The organism is Bremerella cremea (assembly GCF_003335505.1).
Taxonomy (GTDB): domain Bacteria; phylum Planctomycetota; class Planctomycetia; order Pirellulales; family Pirellulaceae; genus Bremerella; species Bremerella cremea_A.
In genome coordinates, this window is the sequence record NZ_QPEX01000045.1 from 564,451 (window position 1) to 585,935 (window position 21,485).

At 53.9% G+C, this 21,485-nt stretch carries 16 protein-coding genes; 8 read left to right on the forward strand and 8 right to left on the reverse strand.

Translation table 11 applies throughout. The annotated features are described in order from the left end of the window. Window positions 1–431 precede the first annotated feature (431 nt). Both coaE and polA read right to left on the reverse strand, forming a co-directional pair. Complete coding sequence (gene coaE, locus DTL42_RS23130; protein WP_114372667.1) at window positions 432–1,043, reverse strand: dephospho-CoA kinase; 612 nt, start codon at window positions 1,041–1,043, stop codon at window positions 432–434. A 107-nt stretch (window positions 1,044–1,150) separates the two neighbouring features. Beyond that, window positions 1,151–4,012 (reverse strand): DNA polymerase I, encoded by a 2,862-nt coding sequence (gene polA, locus DTL42_RS23135; protein ID WP_234824328.1) that lies wholly within the window; start codon window positions 4,010–4,012, stop codon window positions 1,151–1,153. Between the two features lie 498 nt (window positions 4,013–4,510). Here polA and DTL42_RS23140 point away from each other — a divergent pair, with 498 nt between their 5' ends. After that, window positions 4,511–5,911 (forward strand): hypothetical protein, encoded by a 1,401-nt coding sequence (locus DTL42_RS23140; protein ID WP_114372672.1) that lies wholly within the window; start codon window positions 4,511–4,513, stop codon window positions 5,909–5,911. A gap of 231 nt (window positions 5,912–6,142) precedes the next feature. Further along, window positions 6,143–6,463: a YbjQ family protein gene (locus DTL42_RS23145; RefSeq protein ID WP_114372955.1), complete on the forward strand. Its 321-nt coding sequence runs from the start codon at window positions 6,143–6,145 to the stop codon at window positions 6,461–6,463. Between the two features lie 41 nt (window positions 6,464–6,504). Here DTL42_RS23145 and DTL42_RS23150 read toward each other — a convergent pair whose 3' ends face one another. The 6 genes from DTL42_RS23150 to clpX all read right to left on the reverse strand — a co-directional run bounded on the left by DTL42_RS23150 (window position 6,505) and on the right by clpX (window position 13,848). After that, window positions 6,505–6,966, reverse strand: coding sequence for a hypothetical protein (locus DTL42_RS23150; RefSeq protein ID WP_114372674.1), 462 nt, complete (start codon window positions 6,964–6,966; stop codon window positions 6,505–6,507). A gap of 12 nt (window positions 6,967–6,978) precedes the next feature. Then, window positions 6,979–8,586 (reverse strand): HEAT repeat domain-containing protein, encoded by a 1,608-nt coding sequence (locus tag DTL42_RS23155; RefSeq protein WP_114372676.1) that lies wholly within the window; start codon window positions 8,584–8,586, stop codon window positions 6,979–6,981. A gap of 397 nt (window positions 8,587–8,983) precedes the next feature. Next, complete coding sequence (locus DTL42_RS23160; protein WP_114372678.1) at window positions 8,984–10,306, reverse strand: alkaline phosphatase family protein; 1,323 nt, start codon at window positions 10,304–10,306, stop codon at window positions 8,984–8,986. Between the two features lie 128 nt (window positions 10,307–10,434). Next, entirely contained in the window at window positions 10,435–11,271 is an 837-nt protein-coding gene (locus DTL42_RS23165) for a sugar phosphate isomerase/epimerase family protein (protein WP_114372957.1), read from the reverse strand. Between the two features lie 75 nt (window positions 11,272–11,346). Beyond that, the gene (locus DTL42_RS23170) at window positions 11,347–12,357 is read right to left on the reverse strand and encodes a UbiA family prenyltransferase (RefSeq protein WP_114372680.1); all 1,011 of its coding nucleotides are present in this window, start codon (window positions 12,355–12,357) and stop codon (window positions 11,347–11,349) included. A gap of 201 nt (window positions 12,358–12,558) precedes the next feature. Further along, the gene (gene clpX, locus DTL42_RS23175) at window positions 12,559–13,848 is read right to left on the reverse strand and encodes an ATP-dependent Clp protease ATP-binding subunit ClpX (RefSeq protein WP_114372682.1); all 1,290 of its coding nucleotides are present in this window, start codon (window positions 13,846–13,848) and stop codon (window positions 12,559–12,561) included. Between clpX and DTL42_RS23180 the strand changes: the two genes are divergently transcribed. The 6 genes from DTL42_RS23180 (at window position 13,847) to DTL42_RS23210 (ending at window position 21,483) form a co-directional block, all read left to right on the forward strand. After that, window positions 13,847–14,074, forward strand: coding sequence for a hypothetical protein (locus DTL42_RS23180; RefSeq protein WP_114372684.1), 228 nt, complete (start codon window positions 13,847–13,849; stop codon window positions 14,072–14,074). The genes clpX and DTL42_RS23180 overlap by 2 nt on opposite strands. Window positions 14,075–14,725: 651 nt before the next feature. Then, entirely contained in the window at window positions 14,726–15,373 is a 648-nt protein-coding gene (locus tag DTL42_RS23190) for a bifunctional 4-hydroxy-2-oxoglutarate aldolase/2-dehydro-3-deoxy-phosphogluconate aldolase (RefSeq protein ID WP_114372689.1), read from the forward strand. 118 nt (window positions 15,374–15,491) lie between these two features. Next, window positions 15,492–16,415: a DUF1559 domain-containing protein gene (locus DTL42_RS23195; protein WP_158545525.1), complete on the forward strand. Its 924-nt coding sequence runs from the start codon at window positions 15,492–15,494 to the stop codon at window positions 16,413–16,415. A gap of 166 nt (window positions 16,416–16,581) precedes the next feature. Beyond that, window positions 16,582–18,330 carry a hypothetical protein gene (locus DTL42_RS23200; protein WP_114372693.1) on the forward strand — a complete coding sequence of 583 codons (1,749 nt, stop codon included), beginning with the start codon at window positions 16,582–16,584 and terminating at the stop codon, window positions 18,328–18,330. A gap of 32 nt (window positions 18,331–18,362) precedes the next feature. Further along, complete coding sequence (holA, locus tag DTL42_RS23205) at window positions 18,363–19,466, forward strand: DNA polymerase III subunit delta (protein ID WP_114372696.1); 1,104 nt, start codon at window positions 18,363–18,365, stop codon at window positions 19,464–19,466. 175 nt (window positions 19,467–19,641) lie between these two features. Then, window positions 19,642–21,483, forward strand: a complete 1,842-nt coding sequence (locus DTL42_RS23210) for a BlaI/MecI/CopY family transcriptional regulator (RefSeq protein WP_114372698.1) — start codon at window positions 19,642–19,644, stop codon at window positions 21,481–21,483. The last annotated feature ends 2 nt before the right edge of the window (window positions 21,484–21,485 follow it).

Below are 21,485 nucleotides of genomic sequence, written 5' to 3' on the forward strand. Positions count from 1 at the left end.
TGGAATTGTTATTTCGATTTGTTGTTGAATTACGGTGCGGCATTGGAGATTATTCTCCGAGAGAAGTTCCCTGGCCGGATGGCGTGAAACGAGATGGTCCCATCACTAACTATCCAGACCGGCTACGTATCGAAGCGGTTCATTGATCGGCATGAATGCGCCGGCTGTTCCAGGAATGAAAGAGGAGACTTACTCGTTGTAGCAAAACGCTTGAAAGTACGCGAGGCGATATTCGTGGGAAACCTAATCTTCGTAAATGGTTGTAAATTATAGGGGTAAGGATAATTCAGGTTCACTCGAAGACACGCCGCTTAACAACCCCCTCCTTGGATTTATGGTGGGTTATTTTACCGTTAAATGAATGCACTTCGTAAAATAAGCATCGGCGATATAGCGGAAAATATTCGATGAACTTATCGCGGGAACCCGCGTCACGATGAGGAAGTGGCGATTTGCTGCCTCCAAAACGTTTCAAGCTTGTCTCGCAGCTGAAACAAATCGCCTTCATTTGGGATGACGAAGTCGGCGTGCTGACGTTTAATGTCTAATTCTTCCTGCGTTGCCTCGCGATTGTCAAACTCATTTTCTGTCCAGTTTCGAGCTCGAGCTCGTTTCAGACGAGTTTCTCGTGAGGCATCTATGAAGAGGACATGATCACAGCAATCAATCCAACCCGCTTTGATCATCACAGGGGCATCTACCACAAAAGCACTAACTCTACGTTCGCGGGCTTGGTTTCGCGATTCTTCAAGCTGTCGCCCGATCCGTGGATGCGAGATCTTTTCGAGGTCAGCCAAGGCCTGTCGATGCTCGGCGGAATCACCAAAGACCAAAGAGGCCAGTTTGGGCCGAGAAACTTGCCCTTGGCTATCAAATACGGCAGCAGAAAATCTCGCTCGAATCTCTTCTTTCACGTCCGGCATTTCCAGCACGCGATGCCCGGCTTTATCGGCATCGAAAACTTCAGCGCCCAATTCTCGTAAGATGTTGGTAGCCGCACTCTTACCGGATGCGATGCCCCCCAGAACTCCGATTGTCTTCATGCCTAAACAAACTCAATAAGGTGGCAAACTAACTCAACTCCATTTTGTCTATCCACTTACTCTAGTTTTCTGCTCGGTGAGTGCGTTTTCTGTGGACACTTGTGAGACTAGCTATCAATTTCAAATGGCTCGCATTCGGCCCAGTTCTGTCCCGTTTCGACATCGACCACCAAGGGGACATCCAACGTGATCGCACAAACCATCTCGTGCGAAATCAATTTCACCAACGCTTGCACTTCTTCTGGTGGTGCCTCGAACACCAATTCGTCGTGGATTTGTAGCAACAGCTTCGATGCCAGCCCTGAAACGCTCAACGCACGGTGAACTCGGAGCATGGCCAACTTGATAATATCTGCCGCCGATCCCTGGATCACGGTATTTACGGCAGTCCGCTCTGGCATGAGGAGTTGCCGAGCCATGGGATCACGCTTTTGGGGAGAACGGACACCGTCGATCTTTCGCCGACGCCCAAGAATTGTCTTCACGTAGCCATCTTTGTAGCACTGCTGGAGGGTGTTCTCCATGAAGTCGTCGACGCCAGGATATTTCCGGAAGTAAGCGTCAATAAATCCAAAGGCTTTATCTTTCTCGATATCCAACGACTTCGCCAACCCGAAGGCGCTTTGCCCATAAACAATTCCGAAGTTAATCGCCTTCGCGCTGCGACGCTCGCTGGAAGTCACTTCGGCCAGTGGAATGCCATACACCTCGGATGCAACCCGTGCGTGGATATCTTGATTTTGTTGGTACGCATCGAGCAGGGCTTGGTCTTTGCTGTAATGTGCCAACACACGCAGTTCGATCTGCGAATAGTCTGCACAAACCAAAACCCAATCTTCGCGGCTGGCCTTGAACGCCGAGCGAATGTCTTTCCCTTCTTTGGTGCGGATCGGAATGTTCTGCAAGTTCGGCTCGTTCGAGCTAAGCCGCCCTGTTGCCGCGACCACTTGATTGAACGAAGTGTGAACCAAATTGGTCTTCGGGCAGATCATATTCGGTAGAGCGTCGATATAGGTATTCTTCAGCTTGGCGTACTGACGATACTCGACGATCTTTTGCGGTAGCGGATCTTGCTTGGCTAGTTGCTCCAGTACTTCGGCATCGGTCGAGGCCCCTGTTTTGGTCTTCTTGATGACCGGAAGCCCTCGTTTTTCAAATAAGATCTCAGCCAACTGTTTCGGCGAAGCGATATTGAACGGTTGCTCGGCGATCTCGTAAATCTGTTTTTCCAGATCGTCCAACCGCTGACCGTAATCACGGCTAAGTTGATCGAGTCGCTCGGTATCGACACGGATACCGTTGTATTCCATTTCGACCAGGACATCGATCAGCGGAATCTCGACGTCGTCGAACAGATCGTTCAGACCTTCTTCGTCCAGCCGTTGACTGAGTATCTCGTACAGTCGCAGCGGAATATCCGCATCTTCGCAGGCATAGTACGAAACCTTCTCAACCGGCACTTCACTCATCAAGATCTGCTTCTTACCGGTTCCAATGAGCTCGGTAATCTTGACCGTGTCGTGCTGAAGATATCGTCGGGCCAGTTCGTCTAAACCATGCGAACGTGCTCCTGCCTCAAGCAGGTAGTGGGCAATCATCGAATCGAAGTCGATACCTGCCAACTGTACGCCTACGCCACGGAAAACAATCTCGTCATACTTAAGATTCTGCCCCAACTTCTTCACGTTGGGATTTTCCAGTACCGGTCGCAAAATCTCGATCGCCTCGTTCAGCGGAAGTTGTACATCTTCGGCTGGGGCCTGAATGGGAATGTAGCGGGCGATGCCTGGTTTCCAAGAGATCGAAATCCCGACTAAGTCGGCCCAGCGCGGGCTGGTGTGGGTCGTTTCCGTATCGATCGAAATTCGCTTCTGTTCCGCCAGTACCTTTACCAGTTCGCGTAATTGGTCGAGCGTTTCGATCGTCTGATAGTCCAGCGTGTCTTGCTGCAACTGGCTGACCGGCTTGCTCCCCTGCCCTGCCACCGAGGCCGATAACGCTTCCAGTTGCTTTGGCAAAGTGCGAAAACCATACTCGTTGCAAATCGCTTCGCAGGCCTCGGCATCGGCAGGTCCGACTAAAAACCGAGCCCAATCCCACTCAATGGGTACGTCGTCGCGTAGCCGAACCAACACTTTGCTCAGCATCGCCTTCTCGCGACCATTGGCAAGGTTCTCTTTTCGCTTCTTGCCAGAGATCTTATCGACGTTGTCCAGCACTTGTTCCAGCGTATCGAACTCGTTGAGCAGTTCCTTGGCAATTTTGGGACCAATTAAGGGAATGCCGGGTACGTTGTCGACCGGGTCACCGACCATGGCCTGAAAGTCGACCACCTGATCCGGGCGAATCCCCCAGTCACCGAGCAGCGCTTCGGCATCGTAGAAGGCATCTTTCCGCACGTTGAACAGCCGTACGTTGTCGGTAATCAACTGCCGACAGTCTTTGTCGGTCGTGACCAGGGTACAAACTCCCCCTCGCTCATCAACCACTTTGGCCATCGCGGCCAACACGTCATCCGCCTCAAAGCCCGGCGACTCGACCACCGGAATGTTCATCGCGTCGAGCAGCCGTCGGATCCCTTCGATCTGCGAAGGAAGTTCCTCGGGCATTTCAGATCGATTGACCTTGTAGTCGTCGTACAAATCGTGACGAAACGTCGGTCCGTGCATGTCGAACGCGCAGATCAAATAGTCCGGCTTCTTTTTCTCTAGCAGAAAGATCATGTCCCGGGCGAAACCATAAATGGCCGCCACCGGCTGCCCGGCCGGACCGGTCATTGGCTTAATGGCATGGAACACCTGAAAGATCAACGAATGGGAGTCGACAATCCAGACATTTTTGCCGCGCAGATCGTTCGGATCGGTCTCTTCCTGTGGCTGCTGGGTGGGGATCGGCGATTTTTCCGAAATTTCCTCGGAAGTGTGCGTGTCGAATCCAAGCGACGTCTGCCGAGTGCGTTTTGTCATCATTCCATCTACGAAAAAAGAAGCCAACAGCTTATCTGGGACTCAAATCTGTTCGTAGATTATTGTGTAGTAACGAGTTACGAACAAGCGTCTGGACGCGAAACGCCTCATTCACGCGATTCTCCGGAAATCAACACGCCTCCCTGAAGGAACGTAGCCGGAAAGCATCTTGCTGCAATTCCGCAACATCGACTGGAATCCATTGATATCAAACGACTTACATCAATACCAAATCATTGACTTTCCGGTCTGTCCCGATTAAACTTACAAGTGCTGGCAATCAATTAGCTAGCCATCCCCTCGTCCCAAACGCTAATCTGCCCTACGGCTAACCTTATCGAATTAGAAGGTCTTTCCGGCCTTCTCCGCATAAATTACTCGATCCGCACCAATCAGCGGATTGGAATTTGCCCGAGCTTTGACTAATTTAGGCAAACTAGGGAGATCGTTACGTTCACCACACGGTCCCCGGTACTTGTCGCCCGAAGGAGAAACTCGCCCATGGCGTCCCGTGATAACCAAGGTCTGCATATCTCTCTGATTCTGTTAGTGATGATGGTCTTAGGCCTCGGCATCGTTGCCGGCGTGTTTTACAACGCCAACGCGAAAGCTCAAGCCGACGCGAAGCAAGCGAACAACGCGGCTCAAACGGCGCAGTCTTCGCAGCGAGAAGCAATGACCAATCTCAACCGGTTGAAGGTCATGATTGGCCACACCGAAGAGACCTCGATGGAAGAAGTAGAAACCCAGTTCGCCAACGACGTAGCCTCCTTCGTAGCGGACGAAAACGGGACGCCTGCCGACATTCAAGCGATGAGCTATCGCAAGATCCCGGTCGAGCTTCGCAACAAGTACGCGACCCTCGAACAACAGCTCGCATCTGCTCGGGAACAAGTCAACACCATCACTGCCGAACGCGACGCAGCTCGGGCTGAAAAAGCTTCGAGCGTCGCTCAAGCCATTTCCGCGAAAGACGACGCCGAAGCCAAACTACGTAAGTTGACCGCAGACGCCCAAACCGAACGAACCTCGCTACAGAATCAGCAGAAAGAAGTTCTCGCTGCCAAGGCAGGTATCGAAGGCAAAGTTGCCCAGGTTCAAGCAACCGCCGCTAGTGAGCAAGCAGCCCTGAACAAAACCATCAACGAACAACAACAACGCATTGTTGGCTTGCTAAAAATTACCGAAGACCTGAAGCCCAAAACTGGCGACCGTCCTGATGGAAAAATTGTGTGGTCGAACCCCCGCAATAAAACCGTGTGGGTGAACCTCGGCTCGTCGGACATGCTGCGTCCCCAAATGACCTTTAGTGTCTACCCATTTGGCCAAGAAAGCCTAGTCGACTCGAAACCGAAAGCGATGATCGAGATCACGCGAATTCACTCCGGCAACCAAGCAGAAGCACGTATTACCCAGTCCGATGTGGGCGATCCTGTGATGCCTGGCGATGCAATCTTCACCCCAATTTGGACGCCAGGTCGTTCCGAAAAGTTTGCTATCGTTGGTTTGATCGATATCGACCGAGATGGCAAAGACGATAGCGAAACCTTGCGAGACATCATTGAAACGGCTGGTGGCCAAGTAGTCGCCTATGTTGACGGCAAGGGTGACATTAAAGGCAATTTAACCCCAGAAGTTCGTTACTTGATTCTGGGTGATCGGCCAACCGATCGAACCTCGGAAGGTGGCTTGAAAGCCTACACTGAAATGAGCGAAACGGCTCGAAACAATGGTATCGAAGCCATTCGAGTCGACCAGTTCATTCAATGGGCTGGTTATGTCGGGGCAGAAGAGCTGGTTCGCCTCAACTCTGGCTCGCGTCTCGAAGAGATCGAAGCCGCCAAGGAAAAAGAGCAAGCCGGTTTCCAGAAACGTCGCCCAACCGGTAACAGCGCGTTCTAAGACGCACCGCTCTGACCAAGTTTCCCTAAAAGCCGAGGTACTGACCTCGGCTTTTTTCATGCGCAGTCTCAGGCTATAAAGAGCCAAAACCCGAGACGATTGACTTCTGCGCGAGCAATCCAGCAGGGACGATCAACGGAAGCTCCGGAAATCGTGGCTAAACGGATCGATCGATGCTTGGCTTGCTTGCGCAAACATCAACAACCCTTCTTAGCGTGTAAGGCACCGACCATGATCATCACGACAGGCAACGACATCGCTGGCCATGAAATCGTTGACTACCTGGGAGTCGTGCGGGGCATCGTTGTCCGCTCGACCGGAATCGCCCGAGGTTTCATCGGCGGGATACGCTCGATTGGCGGAGGCAACATTCCTGAATACGCTTCGGTATGCGAAGAGGCACGCCAGCATGCTTACGACTTGATGGTACAACATGCCCGCGAACATGGTGCCGACGCAGTGATTGCCGTGCGCTACGATGCCACCGAGTTCATGCAAGGTTCCACCGAAGTTCTCGCCTATGGAACCGCCGTGAAGATTGTCCGAGTCTAAGAGGCTGCTGGCGTCGGTGGTGCGCCGGAACGCAGCCAAGCCTAATGCCCGTGGTTACGTTCGGTCGCGACCGCTTGCCGCCAAAGATGATAGCCAAACAACTCTTCGCCCACTTTGGTTAATTCCGTTTCTGTGCCGTGAAACTTTTCAAGCTGGACGGCAGAAACCAGAAGGCTCGGATCGACAAACAGGCTTGCCGGATTGGCAAGCTGAAGCTCTCGGCTGATTTTCCGCAACATCTTCGTGCTTGCGGCACCGAGGCTATGCTGTTTACAAAGGTCGTCAAACAGCTTTTGTGGGTTCTCGTTGCTAACCTCTTCGTCGTTCTCTTGCCAGCGAGAAAGTGCCCAAATCAGTGACGAGACGACCAGCACTGCCAGGGCAAGAATGATCCAGTGGGGCAGATTGATCGTCGCGTTGTCGGCACGAAAGTGCCTGCCCATGGCCGTGAAATCGACCGGTCCATCCACCGCGAGAAGAATCAACTTTTCCCAAGCACGCATGGTTCGATCCTTCTATTGAGTCACCGTAGGGGGATCGACAGCCGCCACGGTTGACTTTGTGCCGGCAATCTTCCGCAGACTCGCTTCTGCGTTTTCTCGCACACGCACATTGCGATCGAGCATGGCTTCCTTCAGCGCAGACACCACCGCCGAAGAGTGACAACGGGCCAACAAGTTGGCGGCCTCGGCCCGCAGGAAATAATCCTCGTGGCGTAACGCGTTGATTAGATCGGCTTCCATGTCTAAATGATTTTCCATGACCTCGATGATCTTAATCGCACGCAGGCGTCGTGAGCTCGCTTCGCTGGTCAGTTCTGCGGCAAGCAAACGCTGCGTATTGGTATCGATACCGCGAACCAGACGCCCATTGTTCTTCTGCGCCTCTGGATTCATCTTGTCAAAAGCGGCGAGGTAACGAGGAAAATTAAATTCAGCGAGCGCCCGACGAACAGTGTCTTGGATAACCAATTGCGGGCTATCGAGATGCTGCAGTAACAACTTAATCGCCCCAGGAATCCCGCGTGGCCGCAATTGCCGCAGAGCCTCGGCGCGGACCGAAGAGTTGGGATCGCTGACCGCTTCTAAAATCATCTCGTTGGTTTGCGGATCGACGTAGCTGGCCAATTCTTCCAAAGCCGCCAATCGCCCAGACGAATGCCCGGAACCTGCCATCATGACCAACAAGTCGTACAAGCGGCTCGACCCAATCGAAGTCGACATGGCCATGTGAACCGCTGCCGCTTGCTGCAAGCCGTTCAACTTATCGAGCACCTTGCAATGCTCTTCTGCCCAAGCAACCTTCGATAACTTGGCCAAGTTCCGGCGTGTTTCGTCGCTAAGCGTTCCTTGCAGCCGAGTGGTCAGTTCCGACATGAAAGCAGGATCATGCCTCAAGCCGATGATATTTAACACCGGAATGCTCGGATGCATGTCGTTCAACGTGCCGATCAGCAAATCGATAATCTCAGGCCGCGTGCTATGCCGCATCATCCGAATGATCGAACTATGGGCTGGGTGCTTGGTGTTGCTCCAAGCTTCACGCAGCAGTTGATTCTCGCGTGTGGCTAACACCAGAAACGACTCGAGAATCGCCAGCGATTCATGTTGTTCGTAGTGGCAGATGCAATTGCCAAGTGATTCGATTGCCCGCCCCCGCACGGCTTCGGTCGAACCCACCTTCTCGTCCGAGTTACGCAACTCTTTCCGCAGGTTCGCGGCCAGATTTATCAGCGTAATTCCTGCCGAGTCGCGGTATTGTTGATTGCCTTCACGGACAAGCATGACCAGCGAAGGGATCAGCTCATACTCGTAAACCTGGCCGAGAATCTCTAAGCCGAGCGAAAATTCCGCCGGATCGCTGGAATGAATCATCTCTCGCAAAGCGATTTCCAACGAAATACCGGACAGTTCGATCCAGCTTTTCTGCACTTGGGTAAATTGTCGCCAGCGTTGCACAATCGCCCTCTGGGCTACGACGTGCCGCTGATGCAACAGCGAGGACAACGCGGACTCTCGAATATCGGAATAAGGGGAATCGAGCGCGTCAACAAGCACCGGCACAACCGCATGGTTGTCCGTACTTGCAAACAGCTGAAAAGTCTTTTCGATTCCGGTTGGCACTCTGGGCTTCCCAATTCATTTCAGATCGAGTCAAGCAATCATTGCCAGTCACGGTTCTATGCAAGCGCACCGCGATGACTACCCTGAAAATTTAGTTTTCGTCCTAGAGCAGGTGCGGAGGGAAACGTGGTGAATTCGTGATCCACGCAAGGGACAGCTAGAAAAATCGGCATAACCAGAACAACAATGGCCCTAGTTTGGGTGTCGGTTCCCTTTAATCATTGCTGCCGATACGAAATCCCTAGCGGGTCTATTAAGCCCGCCAAACACTTCAAGTATAGAATTTATTGATGCCTGCGTGTGTCTCTTAAAATCGATCAAACGCTTTGTCTACGAATTCAGGGGCTTCCATTGGTTGCCCCTGTTGGCCTGGCAAGGCAGCCCTCGCAAAGAGAAATTAGATATTGAACTGGCGGAGGACCAAGTCGCAAACGTCGGTGTCTGCCATCGGCGTTTCAGGATAAACGCCCGGCTGATTAGAAAGCAAAACACCGCGTTGAGCGTCGGTTTCGGCTGGCGCCCCGTGCGAGCCCTTCACCAGGGTTGCATCGAGCGGGATCGACCGAGTTGCCATATCAACGTGCAATTCAACCGGGTCGTAGCCTGGCTTGCGATGGATATCCACCGTCCGAGCAAACTTCGGTGCCCGCGCGTCGTCTAACCAGTAGTAATAGGCTTGCCAACTGTTGGCGGTCGAAACCAGAATGACCTCGCCGCTGCGGGGATGATCGAGGAAGTATTTTCCCCGATCCTTACCGGTCAGCACTTCTGCGATGCCAGGCTGTCCTTGGAATAGCTCGGCAACTTTCGCAATGGTTGCTTCGTCAGCATCTTTCACATAGATGTGCGAAAGCTGGTGATCAGCAAGCGCGAACGCGTCGCTGCCGCGATAGTCGATCAACTCACCTTCTTCCCCATCGTTGACCTTCAAAAGGCCAGCTTCACGCAGCACACGGTTGGGATAGGTCACATGATCGACCGGAACGATCGTGTATTCGCTGGCGATCAAGATCAACACGTCCTCGTCGTAGGCTTCTTTTAAGCCCGCAAAAAGTTCTCCCAACACTCCATCTAGTTCCGTAACCGACTTCATCGCGGCTTCGCTATCGGGGCCCAGCTTTTGGGCCTGATAGTCGAGGTGGGGCAGATAGATGTAGAAAAAGTTGGGTTTGTGCTTCTTCGCAGTGAGAACGGCCGTATCGGCAATCCATTTCGTCGCAGGAATCGAAGCCAAAGGCCCCCAAAAGAACTTCAAGGGAAAATGGTCGTAGGCGGCCAGCAATTCGCCGTAATATTCCGTGGGCCGCGTATAGCACCAGAGCGATTCGCTGCCATCAGGGTTATGAACCGGGGCCGGCATGCAAACATAATCGGCTTGGCAGCGTTTGCTTAACATCGGAAACCAAACCGCCGAAGTGAGCGAGGGATTGTGCTGTTTGAGCGTATCCCAAATCTGCGGACGTTGAATCGCTTCGTTCCCCATCGTCCACAGTTCGACCTCGCCTTTCTCGCGATCGTACCAGCCGTTGGCCACTACCCCATGATCGATCGGCAACATCCCGGTCATGATGTTGGTTTCGACACACAGCGTTACCGCCGGAAAGCTAGGCACGAGCGGGGCTTGATCCCCATCTTTGGTCAACGCAGCCAGGTTCGGCATATGAGCGACATCGGAAGCGCGAAGTCCGGGAATGGAAAGAAGGACAACGTTGTCGGCCATAAGAAATCACTCACTTAGGAACTTAGGGGCAGGTCAATCTTTGAAGGAGGATTATGTCACTCTACCCCGAGACGCACTTCGAGGAAACCGGGAGTTCGTCTCCCAGAGAACACGGAAACCCGAGACCATTACGGCAGCAACGGTTTCAGAAAATCGTAAGCCTGTTTGGCCATGTTCGGACCATCGTGACTATGGCGACTTAGCTCGACATTGACAGGCCCTTGATAGTCAATTTCCTGCAAGGCTTTAAGAACCGGCGGAAAATCGATTTCCCCCTCGCCAAAGGGTAAATGTTCGTGAACGCCGTACTTCATGTCTTCAATATGAATGTTGACAATCCGCCCGGCGTAACGGCGAATGTAATCCGCAATCGGAGTCTCGCCCTGGCAATGCAAGTGACCAATATCAAGCGTCAACTGAAAGTTGGGCGAATCGATACGTTCTTGTAGTTGATCGAACTTATCCATCGTATCGATCAGCATGCCAGGCTCCGGCTCGAAACCGATGATCACTTCACGCTCGGCAGCGTAGTCGAGGACAGGCTCCAGCGAAGCGACCAGGCGATCCATGGCGACCTCTTCGGAAACATCATCCAGCAGTCGGCCAGACCATACAGAAACGCAATCGCTTTTAAGGGTTTGCGCGGTGTCGATACAGTGCCGCATGAACTCGTAACGAAGATCACGCCCCTTGGCATCAGGGCTGATGAACGTTGGTTCGTGCTTGACCCGAGGATTCAGCAAGAAGCGAGCCCCCGTCTCGACAACGTTCCGCATCTGGGCGTCTGCCAACGTCTTGGCCAACAAGTCGACCTGACGAGTGGCCAGGTAAGTGTTGCCAAAGGGGGTAAGGGTCAGGTGGTCGATGGTCAGAGCAATCGCGGAATAACCGATCTCGGCCAGAACCTCGACGGCGTCGAAAGGGTCGTGATGCGCGAGACCGTTTGTGTTATATCCCAAGATCATTCCGATTTGAACCTTCGCCCTTTCTGCGTCGCGTTGCTTGAAAGACACTCGAAGTGCCTTCCCCACCAAACTTTACTATGTGGAATACATCCAGCGACGCAATCCCAACATCGGCAGCAACAATGCCACAATCGCCACCGACCAGCCAGTACCACATACCGCCAGGGTAATCGCCGCGTCGTAAAAAATCAGCGACAAGATCGCCTGTTTTACGGTTAGCTGGACGTTACGGGGGTCTGGCCGAGCAATTGCGATGACCGCTCTGCGTGCCAAGACCAAGCTTAATAATACCAAAATGCCCCACAAACCGGACGGAGTAAGTTGCGCCAAAGCCACAACCGATGGCTGCGCGACCGGTAATGCGGCCAACATGCCAATTCCGCCCGCCATGAGGATCGCTCCAGCAATCAACATACGCTGATCACTTGCCACCGCTTCGGTGCGGGCAAACCAGGTGACGCCGACGATATAGAGCCCAATTCCTCCTGCGAACAGGAGTTGCCCGGCATCGTAGCCGAAAACTTGCCAGTGCCCTTCCTGCGGCAAGGCTTGGGCCAGACTCATCCCCAGTAAAATATTGAAGAACCGACAGGCTCCCATAATCCAGGGAGCCAACGCTGTCCGCTTGAGGACGGCATCGTAGGCAACGACGCTCGCGGAAAGCACGACCGCGACCACCCCGCCCCGCCAAGCGATCGCGGCGGAATCGACGTAAACAAAGCCCCCCAACAGGGCAAACAGACAGCCAGCCGCCAACATCCCATATCCGATGGCCATAGCAGCCCCGGCCGAGATCGCCCCGGATGGGATTGGCCGATCGGGACGTTGCTCGGCGTCGATCTCTCGATCATAGTAGTCGTTCAGCACCATCCCCGCCGAATAGATCAAGCTGGAAGCCAGCAACAGGCACATCAATTCCAGCGGGAAATCGAGGCCGGTCAAACGTTCGCTCGAATAGAACGAAACGACAAAAAATCCCGCCAAGATATCTGCCCAAGCCGTAAACAGATTCGGCAATCGGCAAAGCTTGCAAAACGCCAACCAAGGGGGATCGAGCGCGGTTTCAGTTTGCGAGTTTTCTTCCAAGATGCGTCTTCTACGGTATCTCTATCGACATGAGGGGATAAGACCGCTGATTGTACGTTTTACCGATACCAGCGTCGAGAATGCCCACCCCCTGCAATCCGCTATCCTGTGCCGAAATTGACACAAAAAAGAAAAGAACCCTGTGCCGGGCGATTGGCACAGGGTTCTTTACGGAAAGGAGGGGAAAACGGTTAATGGATATTAAGCACTCTTGGTTTCCGGCATTTTGAAGAGTTTCTCGCGTCCCTCGACAATCTCCCGGGTGATCGAATAGTTCGAGCCTGGTTCTTGTTCAGGCAGGTCGAACATAATATCGAGCATGACTGATTCGATGATCGAACGCAGGCCACGAGCCCCTGTCCCTTTGGCCAGAGCACGTTGGGCAATCGCTTCGATTGCTTCTTCGGTGAACTGCAACTCGGCGTTTTCCATCTCGAACAGCGTTTGATACTGTTTGATCAACGCATTCTTCGGCTCGGTCAACACGCTCTTCAAAGCAGATAAATCGAGTGGTTCCAGCGAGGCGACCATCGGCAAACGACCGACCAATTCTGGAATCAGGCCGAATTCAAGCACGTCGTCACTGGTCACATTTCGCATCAGTTCTGCGGCATCCGCTTCCGACTTGAAGCCCGAAGCTTGGCCGAAACCAATGCTCTTGCGTCCCATCCGGCGGCGAACGATGTCTTCGATGCCGACAAACGTTCCGCCACAGATGAACAGAATGTTGCTGGTATCGATTTGGATATACTGTTGTTCCGGATGCTTGCGCCCCCCTTGTGGTGGCACATTGGCGACGGTTCCTTCCAGCATTTTCAACAACGCTTGCTGGACACCTTCGCCCGAAACATCGCGGGTAATCGAAACATTGCTCGATGTCTTGCCGATCTTGTCGATTTCGTCGATGTACAAGATTCCTCGCTGAGCAGCTTCCACGTCGAAGTCAGCAGCGTGCAGCAGCTTGAGCAGCAAGTTCTCGACATCTTCACCGACGTAGCCAGCTTCGGTCAGCGTGGTGGCATCGCCAATCGCAAACGGCACGTTCAAGATACGAGCCAACGTGCGAGCCATCAGTGTTTTACCGCTACCGGTCGGACCGACCAGCATGATGTTCGACTTTTCGATTTCCACGTCGGAACCTTCGTGCCCGACGACTAACCGCTTGTAGTGGTTGTGCACGGCGACCGAAAGAACCTTCTTGGCACCATCCTGACCAATGACGTATTCGTCGAGATTGGCCATGATTTCGCGTGGGCTGGGGATCTTGTTGAACAGCTTGTTCCCCGTGCCACGGCGGCGGTTTTCTTTGTCGAGAATCTCTTTGCACAAATCGATGCACTCGCCGCAGATGTATACGTTGTTGTAGACATCTCCGGGGCCTTCGACCAAAGGTCCGACCTCGCGATAGTTTCGACGACAGAACGAGCAGAACGCATTTTTCTTGTTGGTGCTATTATGGCGAGTTCCACCAACATCATTTCCTGCGGGCATGAAATACTCCTTTCGGCTTCGCTTGGAACAGCGACTGGCGGCGGACACCTTTGAGGTAAATCTCGTGCTGCTATGCCGGCCAGGCTGTTGTTATTTCCACGTGCTGCTCGACTGGCCATGGCTTATCGAAGCCGTCTGGCCTGGGGGCATCCTTGTCCGCAAAGAGTTCGAGCCGTATTTTTTTCTCAGCCTTTGGACGATTCGCAGTGGCTACGTCCTCGACTGATACCGCTTCGCATGGGCGAAGAGAGAGTTGCTATCAACTCTCATTTGGTTGGCCTCCCAGGCACCACACCTCGCTCTACGAAACATTGTTTTGGTTTGTGCGAGTAGTTTTCGCAAAAACCGGACAACTTCCCCCTAATCCGCCTTGCTGGCATCTTCGGAAAAAACGATCTCCGTTTCTTCCGAACTTGTTGTGGTAACTTGGATTCGGGCTCGTATGTCCGTTGTTATCTTTCGGAATTCCTCGTCCGATAGCTCACCCCGTGAATGCATTTCGCGGAACTTTGATAGCATCGTATCAGGGTTCTGTTGGTCCTCGTCCGAGTATTCGCGCCATTTTCTCAGAAGGTGAAACGTTAGTGCCAATCCTAGGATGCATACCGCAAGTAGGAATACTGCGAATGCTAACTGTAGGTATTGCTTTTCCATGGGCAAATCAGTCACGCACCTAATCACGTCGTGCTGGGCAGCCAATACACTGCTAGCACGACAAAACCTCTTTAAACTCAATTATCCCTCTAAATCGTCCACTCGTCCAATGATTCGCCCGGAATGCCCATCCCAAATGGCAAATTGACAAGAGCCCCCTCCCCCGGCTAGGTTAAACTTCATCGTATCCTTCTATCAAATAACAAGTTAGAACATCTTGACCATGGCACGCGAAACCACCCTGCAAAATATCACAAACGTCGGAATTGTTGCTGTGATCCGGGCAGACAATGGAGAAATCCTGGCCGACGTGACCGAGGCCCTGGTCGCTGGGGGGGTTACGGCGATTGAAGTCACCTTTACCGTCCCCAAAGCCCACAAGGTGCTCGAGTACGTTGCCGACCGGTTTGGCGACCGAATTCAACTGGGTGCTGGCACGGTGCTCGATGCCGAAACGGCTCGGATTGCGATTTTGGCCGGGGCCGAGTTTATTGTCTCGCCGATTGTCGACCTGCCGACCATCGAAATGAGTCATCGTTACGACAAAGCAATGATGCCTGGGGCACTGACACCAACCGAAGTCGTCCGCGCCTGGCAAGCAGGAGCAGACGTCGTCAAGATCTTCCCATCCGACCTGACCGGACCAGGCTATCTCAAGGCCTTGAAAGGTCCATTGCCGCAAATCCGCATGATGCCGACCGGAGGTGTGAATCTCGACACAGCAGAAGCCTTCTTAAAAGCAGGAGCCTGTGCGCTCGGCGTTGGCGGGTCGCTCGTCGAAAAGTCGGCGATTGTTAGTGGCAATATGGATCGGATTCGAGATCTAGCCGCGCAATACGTCGGCCTCGTCCAACGATTCCGCTCGGAATAGTTGTTCCGCGTGCAACCGAGGGCTAGGATAAAGCGAAACGCGATAACGCTTGCTCCTCTTCGCTCGGCCCGATACTGCCATGTCTATTTCCTTCGACTGTCCACACTGTGGAACCCATATGGAGGTCCTCGAACGCTATGCTGGCGAAACGGGACCGTGTGCGGTTTGTGCCAAAACGATTACCATTCCGCCGCGCGTGGTAGAATCAGCCTCTTACGGTACCGCTCAGGCCCCCGCAAGTCAGAAAGACAAGGATACCAGCGGCGTTCCTTTAGGCACCTTAATCGGCCTCCTGGGTGGGGCCGTGGTTTGTTTTTCCGTGATCTTCTTAGTCGCGATCGCGATCGTGCGGGTAGCGTTGCCGGCAGCCCACCAGATGCGTGTGGCCCGCATGCACAATAACTCGCAAGAGAACATCCGCCGGATCGTCAGGGCCCTTAATCAATACCACGACACACATGGAAGTTACCCGCCAGCCTATTTCACCGACGAAAAGGGGAAGCCGAGTCATTCGTGGCGGGTGATGATCTTACCGGAACTGGGGCGAAACGATCTTTATAATCGTTACAGCTTTCAAGAGCCCTGGGACGCTCCCATCAACTTGCAAGTCATACAAGAGATGCCCGATGTTTACACCTCCTACGGTGCGGGTGCAACGCTTGGCTCAGGCACAACCCACATGGCTGCTGTCGTAGGCAAAGCCACGATGTTCCCTTATGCCAAGTCCGTAAAACGAAGTGACATTAGCGACCCGCACGACACCGTCTTAGCGATTGTGGAAGTGCAAGGCGTTGGCTTCGACTGGACCGATCCGCGCGAAGACTACGACATCGATCGGCCGCAAGGCACGTTCGTCATCGATGATGACACCACTGGTGGCAAACTGCTCAACTCATCGACGCTGACAGGCAACGTCGGGATGTTGAACGAAGACACCTACCACCTCTCGAACAATACCTCTTCCGCCACCCTCCGCGACATGGCGACTCGGGCTGGTTTCGAGGTCATTCCGGCTACCGACTTCAAGAACCTTGATCCGTAGCCAATTCTCTATTTGCCGCTACATACGGAACGACTGGTAAGACCCTTACGACCGGTACAAATTGCCAGTCTTCACTGACACGTACTATAGGGGCAACCCCGTCAAGCGGACCATCGGAACGACCGATAGACTCTCTGTCGTGTTCTTCAGTTGGAAAGGGGTGCCCATGATTGCCAGATTTCGCTTGCTCGCTGTCACGGCTGGCGTATTGGCAACAATGCTGGCATGCGTGAATAGTCATCTTTTCGCGCAATCCACAAGCCGTACGACTGCTCCTCAGCAAGAGAAAGCACCGATCCTGGTCCGGCAGACCGAGTTCGGCATTCCCTTCAAAGTGGATGCCCCGAACGAAACGCCGCAAGTTCAGTTGATGGTCTCGAACGATCGCGGCGCCAACTGGGTGGGTTACCAGCGACAATCGTCGCGCCAAGATCGATTTGTCTTCACGGCCCGCAACGATGGGGAATATTGGTTCGCGATTCGCACGTTTGATGCCTCTGGCCGGGCCACCGATAGCAGTGCCTTCTTTCAACCAGAATTAAAGGTCGCCGTCGATACGCAAACCCCGGTTGTTACGCTGGATGTGCAAGCACTGGAAACGGGCGAAGTGATCGCCAAATGGGTGATCAAAGACCCTGCTATCGATCCGCAACAAATTCGCCTCAGCTATCAAACGTCTGCCGCCAGCCCTTACCAGCCGGTTCAGATCGACGCCTCGAAGGCATATCAATCGGAAGGTATCCTGGCTGGCGAAACTCGCTGGTTTCCTTTGGCGACCGAACGTGTGATGCTCGTTCGGCTGGAAGCTTACGACAAAGCAGGCAACGCAGGTGCCGCGCAGCAATCTCTCTCGGTTCCCTTGATCGCTCAGCGTCCCAATTGGAACGGTGTCCCACGTCAAGTTCCTGGCACCTCCGGTGGCGATCCCAACTCGCTCGCTGGCGGCAACGTTCCGGTCGATCCGTTCCAGCAACGCCGCATTGAAATGCCGCAGCCACCGAAACAAGCGGTTCCGTGGCCTACCAACAACACCATGCCCCAGCCACAAAACCAAGCGGCCAATCCCCAGCCGTCACCGCAGCAACCACCTGGGTCGACGTTCGCACAACCAGCACCACCCACCAGCCCAACGGGGATCGATTCCCCATTTCGTCCGGCGAACATGAGAATGGAGCCGCCGGTTGCCAACTCCAGCGATCCCAACGCCCGTCCTCAGCCCACCACGCAGCATGTCGGCCTTCCGCCCGGGGTCGAGCCGCAATCGATCAACACCAAAGGCTTCGCCCTGAACTATGGGGTCGAAACGGTTGGCCCCTCTGGCATTGGCCAGATCGAGTTGTGGGTTACTCGCGATGCCGGCGAAACCTGGGAACCAGGCGGGGTCGATCCCGACCGGGAAAGCCCCTTCGATGTCGAGGTTCAATCGGAAGGCATCTATGGATTTCGTATTGTCGTGGAAGGGGGCAACGGCCTAACTGGGCGACGTCCTCAACCTGGCGACCTGGCCGACATTTGGGTGAATGTCGACCTGAGCAAGCCCGTGGCTACGATTACTAATGTGATCTACGGCGAAGGACCGAACGTTGGCCATCTCGATATAAGTTGGACAGCCACCGATCCGTTTCTCGCCGAACGTCCGATTTCGCTGTACTACAGTTCATCTGCCGATGGACCTTGGCGGCCAATTGCCGAAAGCATTGCCAATTCCGGCAAGTTCATCTGGAAAATTACTCCCGAAGTTCCTGCCGATATTTTCCTGAAGATCACCGCCGTCGATCAAGCCGGCAACATCGGCGAGTATGTCCTGAAACGTCCCATCGCCAACGATGGCTTGGTTCCGAAAGCCCAGATTCGCTCGCTGAAACCGCTAAAACCAATTAACGACCAAGCCGGCATGCCGGTAACCGTCCGGTAGCCAATCGGGCGGCGGCATAGTACGCTGAAGCGATGTCAAATACGGTTCATGCTTTCGATTTTCTCGCCTCCGACGAGACGCAGGTTCCTTCCGTCTGCATTGTTTTCGGACGCGATCCTTTCCTGCGCAGTTTGGCAACCGAAAGAGTTCGCCAAACGGTGCTGGGCGAAGATCGCGATGTCCCCTACGGCAGGCTATCCGGCAACCTGGTTACCTGGGTCGATGTCGCTGACGAAGTTTCCACGGTCAGCTTGTTCGGTAGTTCTGGCAGGCGTTTAGCAGTTGTTGAAGATGCCGATCCATTCGTCACCCGCTACCGAGACGAACTAGAGAACTTCCTCGAAAAGAAACGTCCTGGCGGCGTGCTGGTGCTTCAGGTCGAAAAGTGGGCGGCCAATACCCGGTTGTATAAAAAGTGCGATGCCGTCGGTCTGCAAATTCAATGCAACCCGCCAGAACGCAAGAGCGGCAAAAAGACCTCGCTCGATCTCGATGCGCTTACGAAATGGTTTACTCAACGGGCCAAAACCGTTCACGACACCAAGCTTTCCGCCGGAGCGGCCCGCATGTTGGTCGACATGCTGGGTACCGAACTCGGTTTGATCGACCAGGAAATCGCGCGTCTTTCTCTGTTTGTTGAGTCAGACGAGGCCATTGACGAACAGCTTGTGCAGGAACAAGTTCACGGTGGCCAGTTGCAGGAAATTTGGCACCTGGTCGATGCCGCCGTCGAAGGCAATACAGCCGATGCCCTCGAACAACTCGATCGCTTGTTTCAATCTGGCGAAAGACCGCAGAAGCTCTTTGGACAAATCGCGTGGAGCCTGCGACGCTTCGCGGCTGCCACCCGCATCTATCAGCGTGCGCGCCGTCGAGGGGATGCCGTGAGCTTACGCGATGCCCTGAAAGAAGCCGGCTTCCCCAATTGGCCCAAGGCCTTGGAAGAAGCGCAACGCCGGCTGCTGGCCCTCGGTCAGATCCGCGGCGGTCGCCTTTATCGCCAGCTCTTAGAGCTCGATATGTCGCTCAAGGGAAGCCATTCCCAGGAAGCACGTGGACGTCTGGCGCTAGAAAAATTGATCGTCTCGTTCTCGAAAGCCCTCGATCCGCCCCGAGCTAGCACGGCACGCTCGTAACCTTAGGCCTGGAAAAAACGAAGCGGCACCTCTGTGCCCCAGGCCGATCTGCTATCACCCAGAAATAAACATACTCTGGTATCTCTTGCTTCAAACTAGAGCTTTCCCTAACATCCGCCGGACCGTTTCTTGGAAGAAGGCTGCGCCAGCGCGCCATCAACGGAAGCCCAATGGTATGAAGTCGAAGATTTACCTATCGAGTGTTATTTCGTTTACTGTTTTCATGACTGGTTGCATGACCGGCTGGGGACGTGAAGCGAAAGAGCCTAGCTCGCTGAATACCTACCTCAATCAACGAGCATCGCAGACGGCTAAGCCGGAAGAAGTCACGATTGCTTCGGCAGCGAAGTCTCCGGAGAAACATGCGCTCGTTCAATCCGAGTCGGCTGAGTCGAGTTTGGCCAAAAAACTAGCCGCCCGCCTAGAGGAATCGAAAAAGCTTGACCCCCAAACGACAGCAGAAGGTCCGACCTACGCTGCTCGCGTCCAATCGCTGTCTCTGCCAGAGGCGGACAAGCAACAAATCTTGGAAGAATTCGCTTCGGCCAGCGACAACCAATGGGAAGAACTCCTTTCCACGCTCGAACCCGCATTCGGACCACAACAAACAATTGCCGCCCAGGCCCCTGCCGCGCCATCGAACCCTGAAACCGACATGGTTCAGAAGTACGCTTCGAAACTAGTCGAACGGCACCTCCAACAACCGGCCGCCAATCCAGCCGCCGAGACATCGCCCCAACGGCTACCGTCGACGAACTTACATCAAGACACCTCACACTTGGCGGCAGCCGATCCGAACATCTATCCCAAGACCATCGATCTCGAACGGGGCAAAACGCCCGCTGCCACCCGAGCGATGGGGCAGCCTCAGCCAGTGACTCGCGAGAATACCAACATCCAGTTGGCTACCTACGTGCCAGAAATGGGGGCCGATCCCGCCGGCTTGTATCCGGAAGACCTGCAAACGGAAGAGTATCGCCAGCGGCGAAACAATCCGAAAAACCTACCCAACAAAAAGGCAGGCCCTAAACCGTCGTCAGCGGAAGAAGAAGACATCAGCCAACTTTCGCAAGGCGAATACGAAGTGCTACAAATTTTGTGGCAACGTGGCCAGGTTTCGCTGGAAGCGTTACACAAACAACTTGCCTCGCAGACTTCTCCGGAAGCCGATCGTCGTTCGCCAGATCCCAATATTCAAAGCATCGACGAACTGCATACGCTTCTGTTCGACCTTAAAGAACGAGGCTGGATCGCCGACACGCGGCGGGGAAACACAATTGTCTATTGGGCCACGCGTAGCCAGCCGGAAGAGGAAACCGGCAATTGGAAACAAATGCTCAACGAGACCATTCACACGTTGGAAGAACTTGCCAGCAACACGCGACTTACTTCCGAAGAACGCACTATCGCTCAGCTTCGCCTCCGTATGCTTTACCTGGCCGCCGATCGCAAGACCGATGCCATGGAGAAAGTAGAAGGCCTAAGCCCCGAGGAACAAGAGGTCTGGAGCAACACGCTGTTCGGTTTGTCCGACTACATGAACATGGAAGAGATTCCGCTAAATCGCCGACACGCGTTGGCGTTGGGCTCGTTCCGTCGCGCCATGACTCACCTTGAGTCGGCCAGCCCGCTGCAATTGCAAAATCTCGAATTTATCCAAAGCGTGGATAGCTTTGGCCAGTTCAAAGCGTTTCCTTCGCACGACTTTAAACCACAGCAGGAAGTGCTGCTGTACGTCGAAGTCGACAACTTCAGTTCCCGTGATACGGGCGGACAATTTGAAACGGTACTGCAAAGCAATTACGAAATCTACGATCAGTCTGGCCGCCGCATCGATGCCCGGCACTTCCCCGAAGTGAAAGACTCGTGCCGCGTTCGCCGACGCGATTTTTACGTACCGTATCGGATCTACATGCCTGAGAATATTACCCCAGGTACCTATCGGCTAGAATTGACCGTACGCGATCAGGCCGACGACAAGTTCGGTCAGGCTTCGATCGAATTCCAGATTAAGTAGGA

Bases quoted from the DNA above. Each gene is read 5' to 3' on its own strand.
- DTL42_RS23210 (WP_114372698.1), top strand. From the start codon at position 19,642: ATGAAGTCGAAGATTTACCTATCGAGTGTTATTTCGTTTACTGTTTTC.
- DTL42_RS23200 (WP_114372693.1), top strand. From the start codon at position 16,582: ATGATTGCCAGATTTCGCTTGCTCGCTGTCACGGCTGGCGTATTGGCA.
- DTL42_RS23195 (WP_158545525.1), top strand. From the start codon at position 15,492: ATGGAGGTCCTCGAACGCTATGCTGGCGAAACGGGACCGTGTGCGGTT.
- DTL42_RS23165 (WP_114372957.1), bottom strand. From the start codon at position 11,271: ATGATCTTGGGATATAACACAAACGGTCTCGCGCATCACGACCCTTTC.
- coaE (WP_114372667.1), bottom strand. From the start codon at position 1,043: ATGAAGACAATCGGAGTTCTGGGGGGCATCGCATCCGGTAAGAGTGCG.
- DTL42_RS23180 (WP_114372684.1), top strand. From the start codon at position 13,847: ATGAAATACTCCTTTCGGCTTCGCTTGGAACAGCGACTGGCGGCGGAC.
- DTL42_RS23160 (WP_114372678.1), bottom strand. From the start codon at position 10,306: ATGGCCGACAACGTTGTCCTTCTTTCCATTCCCGGACTTCGCGCTTCC.
- holA (WP_114372696.1), top strand. From the start codon at position 18,363: ATGTCAAATACGGTTCATGCTTTCGATTTTCTCGCCTCCGACGAGACG.
- DTL42_RS23140 (WP_114372672.1), top strand. From the start codon at position 4,511: ATGGCGTCCCGTGATAACCAAGGTCTGCATATCTCTCTGATTCTGTTA.
- DTL42_RS23145 (WP_114372955.1), top strand. From the start codon at position 6,143: ATGATCATCACGACAGGCAACGACATCGCTGGCCATGAAATCGTTGAC.
- clpX (WP_114372682.1), bottom strand. From the start codon at position 13,848: ATGCCCGCAGGAAATGATGTTGGTGGAACTCGCCATAATAGCACCAAC.
- DTL42_RS23150 (WP_114372674.1), bottom strand. From the start codon at position 6,966: ATGCGTGCTTGGGAAAAGTTGATTCTTCTCGCGGTGGATGGACCGGTC.
- DTL42_RS23190 (WP_114372689.1), top strand. From the start codon at position 14,726: ATGGCACGCGAAACCACCCTGCAAAATATCACAAACGTCGGAATTGTT.
- polA (WP_234824328.1), bottom strand. From the start codon at position 4,012: ATGATGACAAAACGCACTCGGCAGACGTCGCTTGGATTCGACACGCAC.